The following is a 20,070-nucleotide window of genomic DNA, read 5'->3' as shown; positions in this document are numbered from 1 at the left end:
GCCTATACCTTCGCCGGAACAGCTCCGACGAGCACGGTCAGCGTCGGCACCGTCGGCAACGAGCGCACCGTCACCAATGTCGCGGCGGGCCGGATCAGCGGCACCTCCACCGACGCCATCAACGGCAGCCAGCTCTTCGCCACCAACCAGGCGGTCGAAGCCATGCAGGGTAGCGTCGGCGACCTGAATCAGTTCGCCGTCCAGTACGACAAGGACGGGAACGGCAACAAGTCCAACTCGATTACCCTTGCCGGCGGCGACCCGAACACGCCGGTGGTCATCCACAATGTCGGGCCGGGCGTTGCCAACACCGATGCGGTCAATGTTCAGCAGTTCAACAGCGGGTTAGCACTCAACCTGGACAATTCGAAGAACTACACCAACCAGGTGGCGGCCACCACGCTGCAGCAAGCCAATGCGTATGCGGACTCCAAACTCAGCCAGCTCAACATGGACATGGGAGAGGTCAGGGGCGAGGCGCGCCAGGCTGCGGCGATCGGCTTGGCGGCCGGCTCGCTGCGCTACGACGATCGTCCCGGCAAGCTGAGCGTGGCCGCCGGCGGAGGCTATTGGCGCGGTGAAGGCGCCCTGGCCTTCGGCGCCGGCTACACCAGCGAGGAAGGACGTGTTCGAGCGAACCTGTCCGGTACGACGGCAGGCGGACACTGGGGTGTCGGCGCGGGCGTCAGCCTTACGCTGAACTAGAGCCCGGCCATGATCAGGCAGGCAGTCCTTGCTGTCGCGATATCCATGACGTCAATGCTCCTGTCCGGCTCGTTAGCGGCCGGGCAGGAAGCGATCCCTTCCGGCTACAGGGTAAAACCTTCCGACGTAGCGATCCCTGCGGATGCGAAGCTTGGCGAATATCAACGGACCACCCGTCCGTTCGAGAACTGGACGCTGATCTGCGACGAGAACCTGAAGGCGCGCCAAAAGGTCTGCAATGTCACCCAGATCATCGAGGACCAGGCAGGACAGGTTGCGTTCAGCTGGTCGCTTGCCGCCACCAAGGAAGGCAACCCCTACATGATCTTGCGCGCCCCGCCGATCGCCAAGAGCGACGCTCCTGTCTCGCTGACATTCGAGGGGCGCAAGGAGCCGATAAAAATTCAACTCGACGGATGCAATCAGGCCGTCTGCGTCGGCATGCTGCCGGTTGGTCCGATCATGCGCGAACAGATTTCGAAGGCCGCGGCATCCGTCATCTCCTTTCCGACCACGGATGGCAGGACGATCAGCGTAACCGCGACCCTCAAGGGCTTGGCCGCGGCCGTTGCGGCGATCAATTGACGAGGCAATCGCGATGAACCAGCAATCGATCCATGACCGGATAATGGCCCGCAACCAGGGAAAGGATGCTGTCCGGGTCGGCATCGAAGACCGGAGCAGACCGCAACGAAGCCGGGCGAAGACCGCTGTCTTCTCGTTGCTCGCCATTGCCGTCGTCGCCACGGCCGGCTTCGCGGCCATGCGCTACGACCTGCTCCACAATCTATTGCCGCAGCCGGCGGTCGCCGAGACCAACCAGCCCAATCCGGCCCTGGCCGAGACGCCATTTCTGCAACACGCCAAAGAGGCAGGCTTGCAGTCTTGTTCCAACATTTTCCCGGCCCTTGGGCAGATGCTGACAACCGGCACGACGTACAGCGTCCAGTCGATCTGGAACAACGAGGCCCCCGACAAACACCTCGTGGAAGCCCTGGTCGGCATGAACTACGCCACACAGGGCTACAGCGGCCCGGCGGCAGGCCTGGTGTTCGCGGCACCCACCGCATCCGTTTGCGAAGGTACGATGGTCAGGGTGGCGCCATTCGCGGCCAATTGCGCCGATGTTCCGGCCCTGCTTCCGAAAGACAGCAAGCTCGCCAACAATCTTGGACAAATCAGCGTCTACGAACTGGCCAATGGAGGGGGCAACGCGATGCTGCTGCCAACCGGCAACAGCTGCGTCGTCATTTCCGTGGCCTCGGCAGCAGGAAAACAAGGAGGCGTACAATGAGGGTTAATTCCGCCATTGCGGCGGTCGGCATGCTGTTGCTTTGCGCCGGGCGGCTGGGCGCGGCGGACCTCGCCCCGGCGGCGGACGTGCCCGAGCCGCCGGCCCAGGAGGAGAGAGGCATCTGGGCGGCGATCGCCTATTCGAGCCCCGACGAGAAGCACGGCTTCTTTTGGGGCGCCGACAAGCGGCAGGAGGCGATGGACATCGCGCTGAAGCATTGCCAGAACGCCGGCGGCGGCAGCTGCGCCGTGGTCAGCGTATTCCGCAATCATCGCCATTGGGACGACGACGACATTACCGGCTTTCCCTACAAGCATTGCGGCGCCCTCGCCGTAGGCGAGAAGCCGGAAGGGCGGCTGACCAGTTGGGGCGCCGAGACGGCGCAAACACGCCGGGATGCCGAAGACCTGACACTGCAGGCGTGCGAGCGGAGCGGACAGAAATGCAAGATCCGCGAGTGGGTGTGCACATGACGCATCAGAGCGAAGTGGTGGAATGCCAATCGAGGCGCATGTTTGCACTCAGCGTAGCGCCGTGCTCAAGCGGGGTCAGCCCTTCGCCGTGATGCGCATCGACGGTATGCGACACCGGCTCGAAGCAGAAGAAATCCGCATCAATCGACGGCGAATAGAGGATAAAGACGTCGAGCGGCGGCGAGGCCGTGAGCGAGATGGCGATCCTGTCCTCGGGCCGGGTGATCCTGGCGCGGCGGTCCCAGCCGTCGAAGGCGTTGTTGACCCAGCTTCGCGGCAGCAGGGAGGCGTTCGAGAAATTCCACGCGGGGTAATCGGCCACCGGCGCCAGGCCGACCGGCAGATGATGCTTGTCCTCCAGCCAGACCCGCGCCGCCTTCGCCTCGAGCGTCGTTCCGGCGCTGCGCGGGAACCAGGGATGAAAGCCGAGCCCGTAAGGCAGGCGAATGCCGGTGCGATTCTCCACGGTGAGCGTGGCGTCCAGGGCTCCGTCATGCAGCGCATAGGCGACCCGTGCCGTATATCGGTAGGGGCCGATTTCACCGGCGTCGAGGACCAGTTCCGCCTCGGTGGCGCTGTGGCTGGCAATCCGCCACTCCCTCTGGAAGCCGTCGCCATGGATTGGAAAGGCTTCCCCCGGCACGTTCGGCTCGATCGCATGGAAGCGGCCGTCGAAGGCGAAACCGCCGCCTGAGATGCGGTTCGACCAGGGAACCAGAAGCTGGCAGCCGGAGGCGCCGGTGCCATCGTCGGGGCGGAGCAGCGGCACCGTTGCGCCGCCGACCAGTGCGTCGAAGCGGGCGATCGCCGCGCCCTTTTGCGGCGCCAGGACCAGACGGGCGCGGTCGTCGCGCAGTTCCAGGAGGCCGGCCACCCCTTACCAACCGCCGTCGATGGCGATGTTCTGGCCGCTGATCATGTCCGAGGCGGGCTGGCTGACACTTTTCACCGCCCCCTGGACAGGCTGCCCAGGATTCCGCGTACGATCGCGCGGCCGACCGACGAGCCGACCGAACGCACGACAGCCTTGATCGCGGCTTCGGCCACCGTCTGGCGGTTGGACGGCCTTGGCGCAGGGGCCCGGCGACCGCCTGATTGCTGCGGCGGCGGATCGTCATTGCCGAAGCCCGGAATGGTCCAGCGCGAGCGCCCGCTGTCGGCCGGCTGTGCCTGTTCTTCCGCCTCCTGCGCGCCCATGGCTTTCTTCTGCAGCATCTCGAAGGCCGATTCGCGGTCGATGGTCTGGTCGTACTGGCCCGCGACCGGGCTCTGGTCGATCAGCTTGCGGCGCTCGTCCGCCGTGATCGGGCCAAGCCTGGACGATGGCGGCCGGATCAATGTCCGCTGCACCATGGACGGCACGCCCTTGACCTCCAACGTCGAGACCAGCGCCTCGCCGGTGCCGAGCTGGGTGATGGCGGTGGCGCAGTCGAAATCCGGGTTGGGCCGGAAGGTGTCGGCGGCGGTCTTGACCGCCTGCTGCTCACGCGGCGTATAGGCGCGCAGCGCGTGCTGCACGCGGTTGCCGAGCTGGGCGAGAACCTTTTCAGGGATGTCCAAAGGGTTCTGCGTGACGAAATAGACGCCGACGCCCTTGGAGCGGATCAAGCGAACCACCTGCTCGACGCGGTCGATCAGCACCTTCGGCGCCTCGTCGAAAAGCAGATGCGCCTCGTCGAAGAAGAACACCAGCTTCGGCCTGTCGGGATCGCCGACCTCGGGCAATTCCTCGAACAGTTCCGACATCAGCCAGAGCAGGAAGGTGGCGTAGAGCCTGGGGTTCATCATCAGCCTGTCGGCAGCGAGCACGCTGATGGCGCCGCGGCCGTCGCGGGTGGTGCGCATGATGTCGGCGATGCGCAAAGCCGGTTCGCCGAAGAAATGCGCCGCGCCCTGCTGTTCCAGCACGAGAAGCGTGCGCTGGATTGCGCCGACCGACGGCTTGGTGACATTGCCGTAGCGCGAGCTGATCTCGTCGGCGCGCGCTGCGATGTTGGCCAGCAGTGCTTGCAGATCCTTCATGTCGAGCAGCAGCAGGCCATCCTCATCGGCGATGCGGAAGGCGATGTTCATGATGCCTTCCTGCGCTTCGGAGAGGTTCATCAGCCGCGACAGAAGCAGCGGCCCCATTTCCGAGACGGTGGCGCGGATCGGATGGCCCTGCTCGCCGAACAGGTCCCAGAAGATGACCGGGAATTCCTGGAAGTCGTAAGGGTCGAGCTTGACCTGCTCGGCCCGCTTGACCAGGAAATCCTGCGCCTTGCCCATCATGGCAATGCCGGACAGGTCGCCCTTGATATCGGCGCAGAACACAGGCACGCCGGCATTGGAAAACCCCTCGGCCAGGATCTGCAGGCTGACTGTCTTGCCGGTGCCGGTGGCGCCGGTGATCAGGCCATGGCGGTTCCCATATTGCAGCAAGAGCTGTTCGGCGCGCTGATAGCTGTCGTCGGGCTTGCGGCTGGCGCCGAGGAAAATGCTGGTGTCGTCAGCCATATGACCATGTCTCCGCAAACTGATGTGTTAAAAGCCTGTGGCCGTGCCGCAGGGTATAGTCAGGCCATTGCGCAGCGACAATGCTATTCTCCAATCGGGCTATCCATCCAGTTGGCTATTCATCCAGATTGGGCCAATCGTCTAAATTGAACCAATCCTCCAAATCGGTTTTTGGAACTTGCGGATTTTGCCGCTGTTTGGCAATCGTTCCATGGTTCGTCCACGCAGGCTGCCCTATGTCAGGGAAGCGAATCCCAACCGCGCAAGCGCATTGCATTGCGATATCTGGCAGGGAACCGTAGACTGGACGGCTGACGCTGGTGCGGCCGCATAAAAACGAGGAGCATGGATGGGCGCCGGAGCCTTGACCAGGAGTGTCGAACCCGCTGACGTCGAGCGCCAGCGTTGGCTGGCCTTGGCCGAAAAGGCGCTCGCCGGCGCCTCCTTCGAGGAAAAACTAGTCTCGCATACCGACGATCAGATTCGCATCGAACCGCTCTACGATCGCGCTGGCGGCGCCGAGCCGCTTGTGCGCGCCAACCCCAAATTGCCCTGGATTGTCAGCCAGCGCATTGACGATCCCGATATCGGCCGCGCCAAGGCGCAGGCCCTGGATGATGTGGCACAAGGCGCGACGGGATTGTCGCTTGTCTTCGAAGGTGCTCCGAATGCGTTCGGCTATGGCCTGCCGAGGACGGCGCAGGCGCTGGAAACGGTGCTGGATGGCGTACCGCTCAACCGCACGCAGATCCGCATCGACGCCCATCCCTGGAGCCGTGCCGTCGCCGACTGGCTGGTGGCGTTCCTGAGCAAGCGCCGCTCCGACCCGGCAAAGCTGAACCTCTCCTTCGGCATCGACCCGGCGGCAATCTTTGCCGGAACCGGCCGGCTGCGCATGTCGATCGAGGCGTTGCAGGCATCGATGCCGCAATCGCTGGCGCATTTCTTCTCGCTGGGCGTGCCGGGTGTGCTGCTGGAGGCCGACGGGCGGGTGTTCCACAATGCCGGCGCCACGGAGGCGCAGGAACTCGGCACCATGCTCGCTTCCGCCGTGTCCTACCTCAGGATGTTCGAGGATGCGCGCCAGCCGCTTGTCTATGCCGCTCCCCATATCGGCTTTGCGCTGAGCGTCGACCAGAACCAGTTCCTGTCCATGGCCAAGGTCCGGGCCTTGCGCAGGCTGTGGGCGCGCATCCAGGAAACCTGTTCCATCCCGGCATCGACAGCCAACATCCATGCCGAGACGTCGTTCCGCATGATGACGGCGGCGGATCCCGAAACCAACATCCTGCGCACCACCATCGCTAGCTTTGCAGCGGCAGCAGGCGGCGCGGACTCGATCTCCATCCTGGCACACACCATCGCCCTCGGGCTGCCGGCCGGCTTTGCCCGCCGCATCGCCCGCAATGCGCAGTTGATCATGGCCAATGAAAGCCATATCGACCATGTCGCCGACCCAGCATTTGGGTCGGGCGCAGTCGAGGCGCTGACCCTGGGCCTGTGCGAAGCGGCGTGGGAAGAGTTCCAGCGGATCGAAGCGGAAGGCGGCGTTCTGGCAAGCCTGCAGCAAGGGCATATCCAGAAGCGCGTCAAGGCAGCATCCGAGCGCCGCGCCGAGGCCTACCGGTCGGGTGAACGGGCAATCATCGGCACCACGCTTTACCCGCTGAAAAACGATGCCCCGGTCGAGACGCTGGCGGCTGAGCGGCGGCCGCCTTTCACAGAGGGCGTGGCGGTGTGCGAGGCGCTGTTTCCGGTCCGCATCGACCAGGCAATCGGAGCCGCACAGTGATCCCGGATTTCAGCCACATTGGCTGGTCGGCGCCACGGCGCGCGCCGGTCGAGGTCAAGGGCCAGCGGCTGACGCCGGAAGGTATTGCCGTCAAGCATCTCTACAGCCAGGGCGATCTCAAGGGGCTGCCGCATCTCGACACCTATCCGGGAATGCCGCCCTTCGTGCGCGGTCCCTACCCGACCATGTATGTCCAGCAGCCGTGGACGATCCGGCAATATGCCGGCTTCTCGACGGCCGAGGAATCCAACGCCTTCTACCGGCGCAATCTCGCCGCCGGCCAAAAGGGCCTTTCGGTCGCTTTCGATCTGCCCACCCATCGCGGCTATGACAGCGACCATCCGCGCGTTGCCGGCGATGTCGGCATGGCGGGCGTGGCCATCGATTCCATCCTCGACATGCGGCAATTGTTCGACGGCATTCCGCTGGGCGAGATGACGGTGTCGATGACCATGAACGGCGCGGTGCTGCCGATCATGGCGCTCTATATCGTCGCGGCCGAAGAACAGGGCGTTGCTCAGAAGGATCTCGCCGGCACCATTCAGAACGACATTCTGAAGGAGTTCATGGTCCGCAACACCTACATCTATCCGCCGAAGCCCTCGATGCGGATCGTGTCTGACATCTTCTCCTATACCTCCCAGCACATGCCGAAGTTCAATTCGATCTCGATCTCCGGCTATCACATGCAGGAGGCCGGCGCGACCGCGGACCTGGAGCTCGCCTACACCATCGCCGACGGCATCGAATATGCCCGCGCCGGCGTCGCCGCCGGGCTCGACATCGACCGTTTCGCCCCGCGGCTTTCCTTCTTCTGGGCGATCGGCATGAACTTCTTCATGGAGATCGCCAAGCTCCGCGCGGCGCGCCTGTTGTGGGCGACCCTGATGCAGAAGAATTTTGCACCGAACGACGAACGCTCGCTGTCGCTGCGCACCCATTGCCAGACCTCCGGCTGGTCGCTGACGGCGCAGGACCCCTACAACAACATCACCCGCACCATGATCGAGGCGATGGCGGCGACGCAGGGACATACCCAGTCGCTGCACACCAACTCCTTCGACGAGGCGATGGCGCTGCCGACCGACCACTCGGCGCGCATCGCCCGCAACACGCAGTTGATCCTGCAGAAGGAATCCGGCACCACCTGCATCATCGATCCGTGGGGCGGCTCGGCCTATATCGAACGGCTGACGCACGATCTGGCGGCGCGTGCGCTCGCCCATATCGAAGAGGTCGAGGCGCTTGGCGGCATGGCGGCAGCAACCGAACAGGGCATTCCAAAACTTCGCATCGAGGAAGCGGCGGCGCGCACGCAGGCGCGTATCGATTCCGGCGAGCAGATACTGGTTGGCGTAAACGCGCATCGCCCCGAGAACGAAATCGACGTCGACGTGCTGAAGATCGACAATGCCGAGGTCAAGGCCCGGCAATTGTCGAAGCTGCAGAACCTGAAAGGCACGCGCAATGTCGGCGCGGTCGAGAGCGCGCTCGATGCGCTGACCCGCGCTGCGCAGGGTAACGAAAACCTGCTGGAATTTGCCATCCGCGCCGCGCGCGCCAATGCCACGGTCGGCGAGATCTCGCTGGCGCTCGAAAAGGTCTTTGGCCGTCACGTCGCCTCGGTGCAAACGATCTCCGGCGTTTATCGCAATGCGCTTGGCGACAATCTGACGGTCGACCGATTGCTGGAGAAGCTCGAAGCTTTCGAGAAGAAGTCCGGCGGCAAGCCGCGCATCCTGGTCGCAAAGATGGGACAGGACGGCCACGACCGTGGCCAGAAGGTGATCGCCACGGCCTTCGCCGATCTCGGCTTCGACGTGACGGTCGGCGCGATGTTCCAGACACCCGACGAGATCGCCAGGCTGGCGGTGGCGCAGGACGTCCATGTCATCGGCGCCTCATCGCTGGCGGCGGGGCACCTGACGCTGATCCCCGAACTACGCGACGCGCTGAAGAAGCTCGGCCGCAGCGACATGCTGATCGTCGCCGGCGGCGTCATCCCGCCGCAGGATTACGGCGCAGTGCTGGAAGCGGGTGCCGCGGAAATCTTCCCGCCAGGGACGGTTATCCCGGAGGCTGCGGATCGGTTGCTGGACCGGCTGCTGGCGGGCTGATTGAAACAGTTGCACTGCTTATCAAAGTTGCGTTGCAATATCGGGCGCAACCTATGGTATAGCTATGAACACCATCATTCACGGACTTGAGGACGGATCGGGCGTTGTAATCCTGCCGCGGGAAACGCTCGACAGCTTGAGCCTGCAAGTGGGCGATGAACTCCAGATCATCGAAACCGACGACGGCATCATCCTAAGGCCGGTGCCGTGTGACGACGTCGAACGGCAAATACGTGCTGCTCGCGATGTCATGGCCAAGTATGAGCCCGCGTTGCGAAAGCTGGCTGTGCAAATAGGGTGAGCTGGCGTCAGGCGTCCGACAGCTTGAGGATTTCCCATTCTTTGCCGTTGACGCTTGCGACGTCGCCGACCTTCTTGCCGAACAGCGCCACGGCCATTGGCGAGACGTGTGAGATGCTGCCCTTTGAGGGGTCGGCCTCGTCCTCGCCGACTATCTTCCAGTGCACTCTCTTGCCGTCATCGCCTTCCAGCGTGACACCCATGCCGAAGCGCACCTGGTCGCTGCCCGGTTCCGGCACGGAAAGCTCGGCGCTTTCGCGGCGCGCTGTCCAGTAGCGCAGGTCGCGCGAGACAACGGCAATGCGCTCGCGATCGGCTTTTCGCTCGGCTTTCGCCAAAATGTCGCGCAGATCGGCCAGATTGTCCTCGATCATCGCCAGGCCGCGCTCCGTCACCAGATTGCGGTGTTGGCTGATCGGCCGCTCGCCGATGCCGGCAATGGCGTTTTCGCTGTCTTCCTCGCGGGTAAAAGCTCTGCTCATCGGATAAACTTAGGCCCGCTTCCGTGACTGCACAAGCCACTTGCCGGACCCGGTCATTGGCCGGACTATGGCCGAGCGGAGACCGATGCGGCTGGCCCAATTCCTGCGATCAGCCGGATGATCGCAAGGGATGTGCCGATGTTGAACAGACGAACGCTTCTGAAGGGGACGGCCGGCTTTGCCGTGCTCGGCCTTTCGGTGGGCAACGCCTTGGCGAAAACGGCGGTGCGCGGCTCGATCAACGCCGCCGAGCTTGGCGTGGAGCCGGACGCACCGGACGACCAGAGCAAGGCCTTCGCCAGGATGCTAGCCGAGGCCAGCGACCGCAACGCGCCGGTGTTCCTGCCGCCGGGCACCTATGTCGTGTCCAACCTGACCCTGCCCGCCCGCGTCAGGCTTTCGGGCGTGCCGGGCGCCTCGCGCATCCTCTATGGCGGCAATGACCATTTGCTGACGGCCGAACAGGCCGAGCATATAGAGTTCACCGCATTGGTCTTCGACGGCGCCAACGGCGAGTTGGCCGACGATGCCCAAGGCCTGCTCGACCTGCGCCGCGTCGCCCATCTCGTCATCGACAATTGCACGATCACCGGCAGCGGCAAGCATGGGCTGGCGCTGGAGCATGCGTCGGGCCGCATCGAGCGCTCCGAGATTTCGGGGGCTGCGGACGCCGGCATCTACTCCGTCGAGGCCGCTGGCCTGGCGATATCCGACAACACCGTATCCGACTGCGGCAATGGCGGCATTCTTGTCCATCGCTGGCAGCAGGCCGAGGACGGCACGATGGTCAGCGGCAACCGCGTGCAGCGGATCGGCGCGCGCGGCGGCGGCACCGGGCAGAACGGCAATGGCATCAACGCCTTCCGTGCCGGCAATGTCTCGCTCACCGGCAACTTCGTCTCGGACTGCGCCTTCTCGGCGATCCGCGCCAACAGTTCCAGCAATCTGCAGATGACCGGCAACACGTGCTCGCGGTCGGGCGAAACGGCGCTCTATTCCGAATTCTCCTTCGAAGGCGCCATCATCGGCAACAACATCGTCGATGGTGCCGCTAACGGCATCTCGATCGTCAATTTCAACGACGGCGGCCGTATGGGTGTCTGCTCGAACAACATCGTGCGCAACCTCTCGGCCACCGGCCCCTACCCCGCCGACGCGCCGGGCTTCGGCGTCGGTATCAGCGTCGAGGCCGACACCACCGTCTCGGGCAATGTCATCGAGAACGCGCCGCTCTACGGCATGCAGATCGGCTGGGGCGCTTATATGCGCAATGTTGTGGCGACGGGAAACATCATCCGTCAGGCCGGAACCGGCATCGCCGTCACTGTGGTAGAAGGCGCTGGAAACGCCATCATTTCCGACAACGTCATCGACGGCGCCAAGAACGGCGCCATCATCGGCCAGCGCTGGGCCGAACCGGCGACCGGCGACCTCGCGCGGTCAAGCGTAAGCGGCTATGCGCATCTGACGGTTGAGCGAAACAGGGTCAGCTGAGCGCCGTCGTCGGCCGCAGCGAGCCGACCTTGGCGCCGATGCGGCTTTCGATCGGCGGATTGGCCCGCTCCAGAAGGTTCGCCTCCAGTGCGCCGTCGGCGCTGAGAAGTTTTGCCAGCACAGCGGCAATCATCACCTCGGCGGCGCGGCCGGCGCCGTCATCACATTTTAGCGCGATGCCGAGGCCAAGCTCCGGAACGGCGGCGCAATAGACACCCTCGGCGCCCGTCTTGACGAATATGCGGCCGGGCGCGGCCTGCATCAGCGCCACATCGGCCTTGCCGGTGCCGGCGACCAGGAAAGGCTCGGCCATGCAGGCAGACAGCAGGCGTTTGGCCGCCTTGGCACGCTCAGGGCCAAAGCTCGTGCCCGTCGCCATGCGGGCAAAGCCAAGGGCAAAACTTTTCAGCGGCACGGCATAGGTGGGGATCGAGCAGCCATCGGTTGCCCGGTGATCCGCATCGTGGGCAGCGCCGGTCACCGCCTGCATGGCGTCGCGCACCATCTCCTGCAAACCATGGCCTGCCTTGACGTAGCCTTGGTGGGCAATCCCCGAGTGCACGCAGGTGCAGAGAAATCCGGAATGCTTGCCCGAGCAATTGTTGTGCAGTGCGTTCGGCGAGACGCCTGTGCGGGCCAGTGCGATCGTCGCGTCGTGGCTCGACGGCCAATGCGCGCCGCATTCCAGCGCCGACTTGTCGAGCCCGGCCTTGGCCAGCATCGCCTGCGCCAGTTCGACATGCGCGGGTTCGCCCGAATGCGAAGCGCAGGCCAGCGCCAGTTCGCGGTCGCCGAAGCCGTACGCATCGGCAGCACCCGTTTCAACCAGCGGCAGCGCCTGGATCGCCTTGACCGCCGAGCGCGGAAACACCGGCCGCGCCGTATGGCCGATCTCCAGGACAGGCTTGCCGTCACCGTCGAAGATTGCGACAGCGCCGCGATGGGCGCTCTCGACGATCGCGCCGCGCAAGACCTCGACCAGAACCGGATTTGTCATCACCACGCCCCAAAAATACGGGCCGCTTCTACCTGATCCGGTCGAGGATTGAAACGTAGTTGGCAACGGCAGCGCCACCCATGTTGAAGATGCCGCCGAGCGTTGCCCCCGGCACCTGGATGCCGCCTGCCTCGCCGGTCAACTGCATGGCGGTCAGCACATGCATCGACACACCGGTGGCGCCGATCGGATGGCCCTTGGCCTTCAGCCCGCCCGAAGGATTGACCGGCAGCCTGCCGTCCTTTGCCGTCGTGCCGTCTAGCGCCAGCCTGGCGCCCTCGCCGGGCTTGGCCAGGCCCATCGCCTCATATTCGATCAGTTCGGCAATGGTGAAGCAGTCATGCGTCTCGACGAAGGAGAGGTCGTCGAGCGTCACGCCGGCCTTCTTCAAAGCCTGGTTCCAGGCCTGCTCGCAGCCTTCGAAAGACAGGATGTCGCGCTTCGACATCGGCAGGAAATCCTGGACATGCTCGTTGGCGCGGAAGGCGACGGCGCGGCGCATCATCAACGCCGTCGAGGTGTCGGTCAGCACAAGGGCGGCAGCACCGTCGGAGACCAGCGAACAGTCCGTGCGCTTCAGCGGACCGGCCACGAACGGGTTTTTCTCGCTTTCCTGGCGGCAGAACTCGTAGCCGAAATCCTTGCGCATCTGCGCATACGGATTGTTGACGCCGTTCTTGTGGTTCTTGGCGGCGATCATCGCCAGCGCGTCGGACTGGTCGCCATAACGCTGGAAATAGGCCTGCGCGATCTTGCCGAAGACGCCAGCGAAACCGGCCGGCGTGTCGCCCTCCTCCGGCAGATAGGAAGCCTTGAGCAGGTTCTTGCCGATCTCGGGGCCGGGGGTCGTCGTCATCTGCTCGGCACCGACCACCAGCACGATGCGGGCGGCATTGGCGTCGATGGCGCGGATGCCTTGGCGGACCGCTGCCGAACCCGTGGCGCAGGCGTTCTCGACCCGCGTCGCCGGCTTGAAGCGCAGTCGGTCGTCGGCCTGCAACACGAGGCTGGCGGTAAAATCCTGTGGGGAAAAGCCGGCATTGAAGTGGCCGAGCACGATCTCGTCGACCTCGTCCGGACCGATGCCGGCATGGTCGAGCGCGTCGACCGCGACCTTGGTGATCAGGCCTTCCAGCGTCTCGCCTTCCAGCTTGCCGAAGCGCGAATGCGCCCATCCGACGATGCATGCGGTCATGGCAACCTCCGTTTGCCGCAAGCCTAACATGTCATAGCGCGGCATCAGCCTCTAATATTGTTCAACAGTGAACTGTTTTCCAGTCCAAAGGATGGGCCAGAGCGACATGATCGATTGATCCGAGCGCGAGTTTTTTATTGATTGATCCGTCAATAAAAAATAATCTTCGGTTTTAATCTGGATCTCCCCAATGCCGAAAGTCGGAATGGAACCGTTGCGCCGCAAGGCGCTCATCGACGCGACGATCTCGGCGATCGGCGAGCGCGGCTCGCTTGATGTGACCATGTCGGAGATCGCCGGACGGGCGGGCGTGTCGTCGGCCCTTGCCCACCACTATTTCGGCGCCAAGGACGAGCTCCTTCTGGCGACGATGCGGCACATACTGGCCGAGCTGACCATCGACATGCGGCGCGCCCTGCAATCCGCCGGCTCGCCGCGCGAACGCGTTTCGGCGGTGGTCGCCGTCAACTTCTCCGACATCCAGTTCCGGCCGGAAACCATCGCGGCCTGGCTCGCCTTTTATGTCGAGGCACAGAAATCATCGGCCCTACGCCGGCTGCTCAGGGTCTATGCGCGGCGGCTGCATTCCAACCTGATGAGCGGACTAATCGGCATACTGCCGCGCAACGAAGCCGACCGCGCGGCGGAAGCGGTCGCGGCGATGATCGACGGGCTGTACATCAGGCGCGCGCTGAAGGACGGCGTGCCGGATGCTCAAACCGCGATCGCGCTGGTCGAAGATTATCTCGAAATCAAACTCGGCGGGCGACAGACACAGTGACAGCCTCAGTGATATCAAGGCGACCCAACATCCTGATCGTCATGGTCGATCAGCTCAACGGCACGCTGTTTGCGGACGGGCCGGCGGACTTCCTGCATGTGCCGCATCTCAAGGCGCTGGCCGCACGCTCGGCGCGCTTCGGCAACAACTACACGGCCTCGCCGCTTTGCGCGCCGGGCCGCGCCGCTTTCATGAGCGGGCAATTGCCGTCGCGCACCCAGGTCTATGACAACGCCGCCGAATTCGCTTCCTCGATCCCGACCTATGCGCATCATCTGCGCAGCGCCGGCTACTACACCTGCCTGTCGGGCAAGATGCATTTCGTCGGGCCGGACCAGTTGCACGGTTTCGAGGAGCGGCTGACCACCGACATCTATCCCGCCGATTTCGGCTGGACGCCGGATTACCGCAAGCCCGGCGAGCGCATCGACTGGTGGTATCACAATCTGGGCTCGGTCACCGGCGCCGGCGTTGCCGAGATCACCAACCAGATGGAGTATGACGACGAGGTCGCCTTCCACGCGGTGCAAAAACTCTACGATCTTGCCCGCACCTCCGAGGACGAGGCCAGCCGGCCCTGGTGCCTGACGGTTTCCTTCACCCACCCGCACGACCCCTATGTCGCACGGCGGCAATATTGGGAATTCTATAAAGACTGTCCGGCGCTTGAGCCGGAGGTGGGATTCATCCCCTATGCCCATCAGGACCCGCATTCGCAACGGCTTTACCGGGCCAGCGACTACGACAGTTTCAACATCACGCCGGAGCAGATCCGCCGCTCGCGGCGCGGCTACTACGCCAACATCTCCTATCTCGACGACAAGGTCGGCGAGTTGATGTCAGTGCTGGAGCGAACGCGCATGCTGGACGACACCATCATCCTGTTCTGCTCCGACCATGGCGACATGCTTGGCGAGCGCGGCCTGTGGTTCAAGATGAATTTTTTCGAGGGCTCGGCGCGAGTACCTTTGATGATCGCCGGCAAAGGCATTCCTGCAGGGCTGATCGAGGCGCCGGTCTCCAACCTCGACGTGACGCCGACGCTGTGCGATCTCGCCGGCATCGACATCTCCGCGATCGCACCGTGGACCGATGGCCAGTCGCTGCTGCCGTTGCTTGATGGCGGACAGCGCACCGCGCCGGTGCTGATGGAATATGCCGCCGAGGGCTCCAACGCGCCGTTGGTGGCGATCCGCGATGGCCGCTACAAATTCATCCATTGCGAGATCGACCCGCCGCTTCTGTTCGACCTCGAAGCCGATCCGCAAGAACGCACCAATCGTGCCACCGATCCGGCGCATGCCGATCTGGTGGCGGCCTTCACGGGAGCCGTGCGAGCGCGCTGGGACATGGCGGCATTCGATGCCGCGGTGCGCGTCAGCCAGGCGCGGCGCTGGGTGGTTTATCCCGCGCTGCGCAACGGCACGCATTACCCCTGGGAGTTCCAGCCACTGCGGAAGGCGTCGGAACGCTACATGCGCAACCACATGAACCTCGACAATCTCGAGGAACAGAAACGCTTTCCGCGAGGCGAATGATGACAATTGTCCCCTCCCTCGAGCATCTCAGACAGGCCTATGCCGTGACGTCGAAGGCGACGCAGATCACGCCTTTGCTGGAATCGACAGCCTTGGCCAAGGAGACGGGTGCGGCCCGCGTCTTTATCAAACCGGAATCGCTGCAATGGGCGGGATCGTTCAAGGTGCGCGGGGCCTATTGGCGGTTGAAGCGGCTGTCGCCGGATGAGGCCAGAAAAGGCGTCGTCGCCTACTCCTCCGGCAATTTCGCGCAAGGGTTGGCGGCTGCCGGCCAGGCGCTCGGCATTCCCGTCACCATCGTCATGCCGATCGACGCGCCGGCCGCCAAGCGCGATGCCACTGCAGGTTATGGCGCGCGCGTCGTGCTGACCGATCATGGCGAGCGCGCCCGTGAAGAGGTCGCAGCCGCCAAGGCCCGCGAGATTGCCGAGACCGAAGGGCTGGCGTTGCTGCATCCATTCGACGATCCGGAGATCGTTGCCGGCCAGGCCGGCGCCGGGCTCGAAGCGCTCGAACAACTCGAGGCAAAGGACGCCAGTGCCGACCTTCTGTTCTGCTCGGTCGGCGGTGGTGGGCTGATCGGCGGCGTCTCGCTCGCCTTCCACTATCTGTCGCCGGCAACCGAGATCATCGGCGTCGAGCCGGAAGGCTTCAACGGCATGGGTGCATCGCTAGCGCATGGCGCCATCGAGACCATGCCGATCGCGCCGAAGTCGATCTGCGACGGGCTGATGTCGCGGCGGCCGGGCGACGCGCCGTTTGCGGCGGTCAAGACCGCCGGCGTGCGCGGCATCACCGTCGATGATGCCTCCGTGCGGCGGGCAATGAAGATCGCCTTCGAACGGATGAAGCTGGTGCTCGAGCCATCGGGCGCCGCCTCTCTGGCGGCGCTGCTCGGCGGCAAGGTGGATGTGACGGGTAAAGCGGTCCTGGTTGTGGCTACCGGCGGCAATGTCTCGCTCGCCGATTTTATTTCGCATATGAACGATGGGCGCATGTGAACCATGCTTGAAGCAGACTTCGTCATCATCGGCTCCGGCTCGGCCGGCTCGGCCATGGCCTACCGGCTGTCGGAAGACGGCAAGCATTCGGTGATCGTCATCGAGTTCGGCGGCACTGATATCGGGCCGCTGATCCAGATGCCGTCGGCGCTGTCGATCCCGCTCAACATGAGCCTTTACGACTGGGGCTTTGCCAGCGAACCGGAGCCGCATCTCGGCGGCCGCGTGCTGGCGACGCCACGCGGCAAGGTGATCGGCGGCTCGTCCTCGATCAACGGCATGGTCTATGTCAGGGGCCACGCACGCGACTTCGACCACTGGGCCGAACAGGGGGCCGCCGGCTGGGGCTTCGCCGACGTGCTGCCCTATTTCAAGCGCATGGAGGACAGTGACGGCGGCGAGGACGGCTGGCGCGGCCACGGCGGCCCGCTGCACGTCCAGCGCGGCCTGCGAAAGAATCCGCTCTACGGCGCCTTTGTCGAAGCCGGCCGTCAGGCGGGTTTTGAATTGACCGACGACTATAACGGTTCGAAGCAGGAAGGCTTCGGACCGATGGAGCAAACCATTCGCGGCGGCCGCCGCTGGTCGGCGGCGTCAGCCTATCTGAAGCCGGCGCTCAAGCGGCAAAATGTCAGCGTGATCAGAGGCTTCGCCCGCCGGGTGATCATCGAGAATCAGCGTGCCGTCGGAGTCGAGATCGAAGCTCACAAACAGATTCAGGTCGTTAAGGCGCGACGGGAGGTGATCGTTGCCGCATCATCGATCAATTCGCCCAAGATCCTGATGCTGTCCGGTATCGGCCCGGCCGCGCATCTCAAGGAGAACGGCATCCAGGTCGTGGCCGACCGGCCCGGTGTCGGCCGCAATCTGCAGGATCATATGGAGCTCTACATCCAGCAGGAATCGACCCAGCCGATCACGCTGAATTCGGTTCTCAACCCATTCTCCAAGGCTCTGATCGGGGCGCAGTGGCTGTTCTTCAAGACCGGCCTCGGTGCGACCAACCATTTCGAGGCCGCGGCCTTCGTGCGCTCGCAGGCCGGCGTCGACTACCCCGACATCCAGTATCACTTCATCCCGGCTGCGGTGCGCTATGACGGCAAGGCGGCGGCGAGGGCCCATGGCTTCCAGGCCCATGTCGGGCCGATGCGGTCGAAGTCGCGCGGCTCGGTGACGCTGCGCTCTCCCGACCCGAAAGCGACGCCGGTCATCCGCTTCAACTACATGTCGCATCCAGACGACTGGACCGAGTTCCGCCACTGCATCCGGCTGACCCGCGAGATCTTCCGCCAGAAGGCTTTTGACGGCTTTCGAGGCAAGGAAATCTCGCCGGGTTCGCACGTCCAGTCGGACGAGGATCTCGACGCGTTCATCCGCGATCATGCCGAGAGTGCCTACCACCCGTGCGGCACCTGCAAGATGGGCCGCGCCGACGACATCATGAGCGTGGTCGATCCGGAGTGCCGGGTCATCGGCGTCGACGGCCTGCGCGTCGCCGACTCCTCGATCTTCCCGCGGGTGACCAACGGCAACCTCAACGCGCCGTCGATCATGACCGGCGAGAAGGCCTCCGACCACATTCTCGGCCGCACGCCACTGGCGCCGTCCAACCAGGAACCCTGGATCAATCCGTGCTGGCAGGTGGCGGATCGATAGGGCATTGTCCGGCGGACTGCTCCGCAATAGCGAATACATCTGGAGAACAGCATGCGCGCCCAGCCAACGGCATCGCACTATGTCAACGGCCGCTACATCGAGGACGAAGGCGGCGCGCCGCTGCCCGTGATCTATCCGGCGACCGGTGAGGTCATCGCCACTTTGCATTCGGCGACTCCGAACGTGCTGGAGCTCGCCATCGAAGCCGCGCGGGCCGCACAACCGGCCTGGGCGCGGATGAAGCCGGTCGAGCGTGGCCGCATCCTGCGCCGCGCCGCCGACATTTTGCGCGCGCGCAACGCCGATCTGGCGCGGATCGAGACGCTCGACACCGGCAAAGCGATCCAGGAGACGCTGGTGGCGGATGCACTATCGGCCGCCGACTGCCTCGAATATTTCGGCGGCGCGGTTGCCGCCTTCAACGGCGATGCGATCGATCTTGGTGGACCTTTTGCCTATACGCGCCGCGAGGCGCTCGGTGTGTGCGTCGGCATCGGCGCCTGGAACTATCCGATCCAGATCGCCGGCTGGAAATCCGCCCCGGCGCTCGCCATGGGCAACGCCATGGTATTCAAGCCTTCGGAAAACACGCCGCTGTCGGCGCTGGCGCTGGCCGAGATCTACTCAGAGGCGGGCCTGCCCGACGGGCTGTTCAACGTCGTGCAAGGCTATGGCGAAGTCGGCGCCGGCCTCGTCGGCCATGATGTCGTTGCCAAGGTTTCGGTGACCGGCTCGGTGCCGACCGGCCGCAAGGTGCTGTCGCTCGCCGGTTCGAAGATGAAGCATGCGACGATGGAACTCGGCGGCAAGTCGCCGCTGATCGTGTTCGACGATGCCGATCTCGAAAACGCCATCGGCGGCGCCATGCTCGGCAATTTCTATTCGACCGGGCAGATCTGCTCCAACGGCACGCGTGTTTTCGTACAAAGCGGCATCCATGACCGCTTCGTCGACCGGCTGGTCGAGCGGACGAAAAAGATCCGCATCGGCGATCCGCTCGATCCTGAGACGCAGATGGGGCCGCTGGTCAACAAGGCGCAGCAGGAGAAGGTCGTTTCCTACATCGCGGCCGGCAGGCAGGATGGAGCAACGCTCGCCTGCGGTGGCAACGTGCCGTCGCTGCAAGGGTTCGATGGCGGCTTCTTTGTAGAGCCAACCGTGTTCACCGGTGTCACCGATAAGATGCGCATTGCGCGCGAGGAGATTTTCGGGCCGGTGATGAGCGTGCTGAAGTTCGACGGCGAGGACGAGGTGATCGACCGCGCCAACGACACCGAATTCGGCCTCGCCGCCGGCGTCTTCACCCGCGACCTGCAGCGCGCTCATAGGGTGATCGCCGAACTGCAGGCCGGCACCTGCTGGATCAACGCCTACAATCTGACGCCAGTGGAAATTCCGTTTGGCGGGGTGAAGCAATCCGGCATCGGGCGCGAGAACTCGCTGGCGGCTTTAGCGCTCTATTCGCAGCTGAAGGCGGTGTATGTCGAGACCGGGGACGTGGCGAGCCCGTATTGAGGGTTGAAAGCGAAGTGACAGCTGATCTCCCCCCTTGCGGGGGAGATGGCCGGCAGGCCAGAGGGGGGTGTGACGGATCGCCACCTTTGGTCTGATCTTCGAGTAGCTGAGACGTCGGCGGGACAGCACCCCCCTCTGCCTTGCCAGGCATCTCCCCCGCAAGGGCATAGGCGCTAAGATAGGTATTGCCCTGCGGAATCGGGTGTGATTCTACACTGCGATGACACACGAATC

The 20,070-nt window shown here is 64.2% G+C and carries 18 protein-coding genes; 13 read left to right on the top strand and 5 right to left on the bottom strand.

The genetic code is table 11. From position 1 onward, the window contains the following. From NKI61_RS28140 to NKI61_RS28125, 4 genes are all read left to right on the top strand, one after another. A partial coding sequence (locus tag NKI61_RS28140; protein WP_352841878.1) for a YadA-like family protein occupies window positions 1-705 on the top strand: 705 nt, incomplete at its 5' end. 9 nt (window positions 706-714) lie between these two features. Next, the gene (locus NKI61_RS28135; RefSeq protein ID WP_352538469.1) at window positions 715-1,290 is read left to right on the top strand and encodes an invasion associated locus B family protein; all 576 of its coding nucleotides are present in this window, start codon (window positions 715-717) and stop codon (window positions 1,288-1,290) included. 13 nt (window positions 1,291-1,303) lie between these two features. Then, window positions 1,304-1,999 carry a hypothetical protein gene (locus tag NKI61_RS28130; RefSeq protein ID WP_023698168.1) on the top strand — a complete coding sequence of 232 codons (696 nt, stop codon included), beginning with the start codon at window positions 1,304-1,306 and terminating at the stop codon, window positions 1,997-1,999. Beyond that, window positions 1,996-2,472: a DUF4189 domain-containing protein gene (locus tag NKI61_RS28125; protein WP_352538467.1), complete on the top strand. Its 477-nt coding sequence runs from the start codon at window positions 1,996-1,998 to the stop codon at window positions 2,470-2,472. The genes NKI61_RS28130 and NKI61_RS28125 overlap by 4 nt, the downstream gene beginning before the upstream one ends. 4 nt (window positions 2,473-2,476) lie before the next feature. Here the strand turns inward: NKI61_RS28125 and NKI61_RS28120 are convergent, their stop codons facing one another. Both NKI61_RS28120 and NKI61_RS28115 read right to left on the bottom strand, forming a co-directional pair. After that, a complete protein-coding gene (locus tag NKI61_RS28120; RefSeq protein WP_352538466.1) occupies window positions 2,477-3,346 on the bottom strand; it encodes an aldose 1-epimerase in 870 nt (289 codons plus the stop codon). A 71-nt stretch (window positions 3,347-3,417) separates the two neighbouring features. After that, entirely contained in the window at window positions 3,418-4,968 is a 1,551-nt protein-coding gene (locus tag NKI61_RS28115; RefSeq protein WP_027050026.1) for a helicase HerA-like C-terminal domain-containing protein, read from the bottom strand. Between the two features lie 349 nt (window positions 4,969-5,317). Between NKI61_RS28115 and NKI61_RS28110 the strand changes: the two genes are divergently transcribed. The 3 genes from NKI61_RS28110 to NKI61_RS28100 all read left to right on the top strand — a co-directional run bounded on the left by NKI61_RS28110 (window position 5,318) and on the right by NKI61_RS28100 (window position 9,178). Beyond that, window positions 5,318-6,760, top strand: a complete 1,443-nt coding sequence (locus NKI61_RS28110) for a methylmalonyl-CoA mutase subunit beta (RefSeq protein WP_023727664.1) — start codon at window positions 5,318-5,320, stop codon at window positions 6,758-6,760. Then, on the top strand, window positions 6,757-8,877 hold the full coding sequence (gene scpA / locus NKI61_RS28105) for a methylmalonyl-CoA mutase (protein ID WP_023684565.1): 2,121 nt from the start codon (window positions 6,757-6,759) through the stop codon (window positions 8,875-8,877). The genes NKI61_RS28110 and scpA overlap by 4 nt, the downstream gene beginning before the upstream one ends. Before the next feature lie 64 nt (window positions 8,878-8,941). Next, window positions 8,942-9,178 carry an AbrB/MazE/SpoVT family DNA-binding domain-containing protein gene (locus tag NKI61_RS28100; RefSeq protein ID WP_023702219.1) on the top strand — a complete coding sequence of 79 codons (237 nt, stop codon included), beginning with the start codon at window positions 8,942-8,944 and terminating at the stop codon, window positions 9,176-9,178. Between the two features lie 7 nt (window positions 9,179-9,185). Here NKI61_RS28100 and greA read toward each other — a convergent pair whose 3' ends face one another. Beyond that, window positions 9,186-9,659 (bottom strand): transcription elongation factor GreA, encoded by a 474-nt coding sequence (greA, locus tag NKI61_RS28095; protein WP_023702220.1) that lies wholly within the window; start codon window positions 9,657-9,659, stop codon window positions 9,186-9,188. A gap of 138 nt (window positions 9,660-9,797) precedes the next feature. Here greA and NKI61_RS28090 point away from each other — a divergent pair, with 138 nt between their 5' ends. Then, entirely contained in the window at window positions 9,798-11,153 is a 1,356-nt protein-coding gene (locus NKI61_RS28090; RefSeq protein ID WP_352841877.1) for a TIGR03808 family TAT-translocated repetitive protein, read from the top strand. On the opposite strand, the gene NKI61_RS28085 is transcribed toward NKI61_RS28090, so the two are convergent. Next, window positions 11,146-12,150: an asparaginase gene (locus NKI61_RS28085; protein WP_023702222.1), complete on the bottom strand. Its 1,005-nt coding sequence runs from the start codon at window positions 12,148-12,150 to the stop codon at window positions 11,146-11,148. The genes NKI61_RS28090 and NKI61_RS28085 overlap by 8 nt on opposite strands. A gap of 28 nt (window positions 12,151-12,178) precedes the next feature. Continuing rightward, a complete protein-coding gene (locus NKI61_RS28080; RefSeq protein WP_023684567.1) occupies window positions 12,179-13,345 on the bottom strand; it encodes an acetyl-CoA acetyltransferase in 1,167 nt (388 codons plus the stop codon). 190 nt (window positions 13,346-13,535) lie between these two features. Here NKI61_RS28080 and betI point away from each other — a divergent pair, with 190 nt between their 5' ends. From betI to betB, 5 genes are read left to right on the top strand one after another with little or no spacing between them, the layout of a single operon-like run. Further along, window positions 13,536-14,126 carry a choline-binding transcriptional repressor BetI gene (betI, locus tag NKI61_RS28075; protein ID WP_023670745.1) on the top strand — a complete coding sequence of 197 codons (591 nt, stop codon included), beginning with the start codon at window positions 13,536-13,538 and terminating at the stop codon, window positions 14,124-14,126. An 8-nt stretch (window positions 14,127-14,134) separates the two neighbouring features. After that, a complete protein-coding gene (gene betC / locus NKI61_RS28070; protein WP_023702223.1) occupies window positions 14,135-15,664 on the top strand; it encodes a choline-sulfatase in 1,530 nt (509 codons plus the stop codon). After that, window positions 15,661-16,665 carry a threonine/serine dehydratase family protein gene (locus NKI61_RS28065; RefSeq protein ID WP_352841875.1) on the top strand — a complete coding sequence of 335 codons (1,005 nt, stop codon included), beginning with the start codon at window positions 15,661-15,663 and terminating at the stop codon, window positions 16,663-16,665. Before betC ends, NKI61_RS28065 begins: the two co-directional genes overlap by 4 nt. 3 nt (window positions 16,666-16,668) lie before the next feature. After that, entirely contained in the window at window positions 16,669-18,321 is a 1,653-nt protein-coding gene (betA, locus tag NKI61_RS28060) for a choline dehydrogenase (RefSeq protein WP_352841874.1), read from the top strand. A 51-nt stretch (window positions 18,322-18,372) separates the two neighbouring features. Beyond that, window positions 18,373-19,836, top strand: a complete 1,464-nt coding sequence (gene betB, locus NKI61_RS28055; protein WP_352841872.1) for a betaine-aldehyde dehydrogenase — start codon at window positions 18,373-18,375, stop codon at window positions 19,834-19,836. Window positions 19,837-20,070: the final 234 nt, after the last annotated feature.

The organism is Mesorhizobium sp. M0514 (assembly GCF_040321145.1).
Lineage (GTDB): Bacteria > Pseudomonadota > Alphaproteobacteria > Rhizobiales > Rhizobiaceae > Mesorhizobium.
Note: the sequence above shows the minus strand (reverse complement) of the source record. Positions and strands in the feature narration are given on the sequence as shown.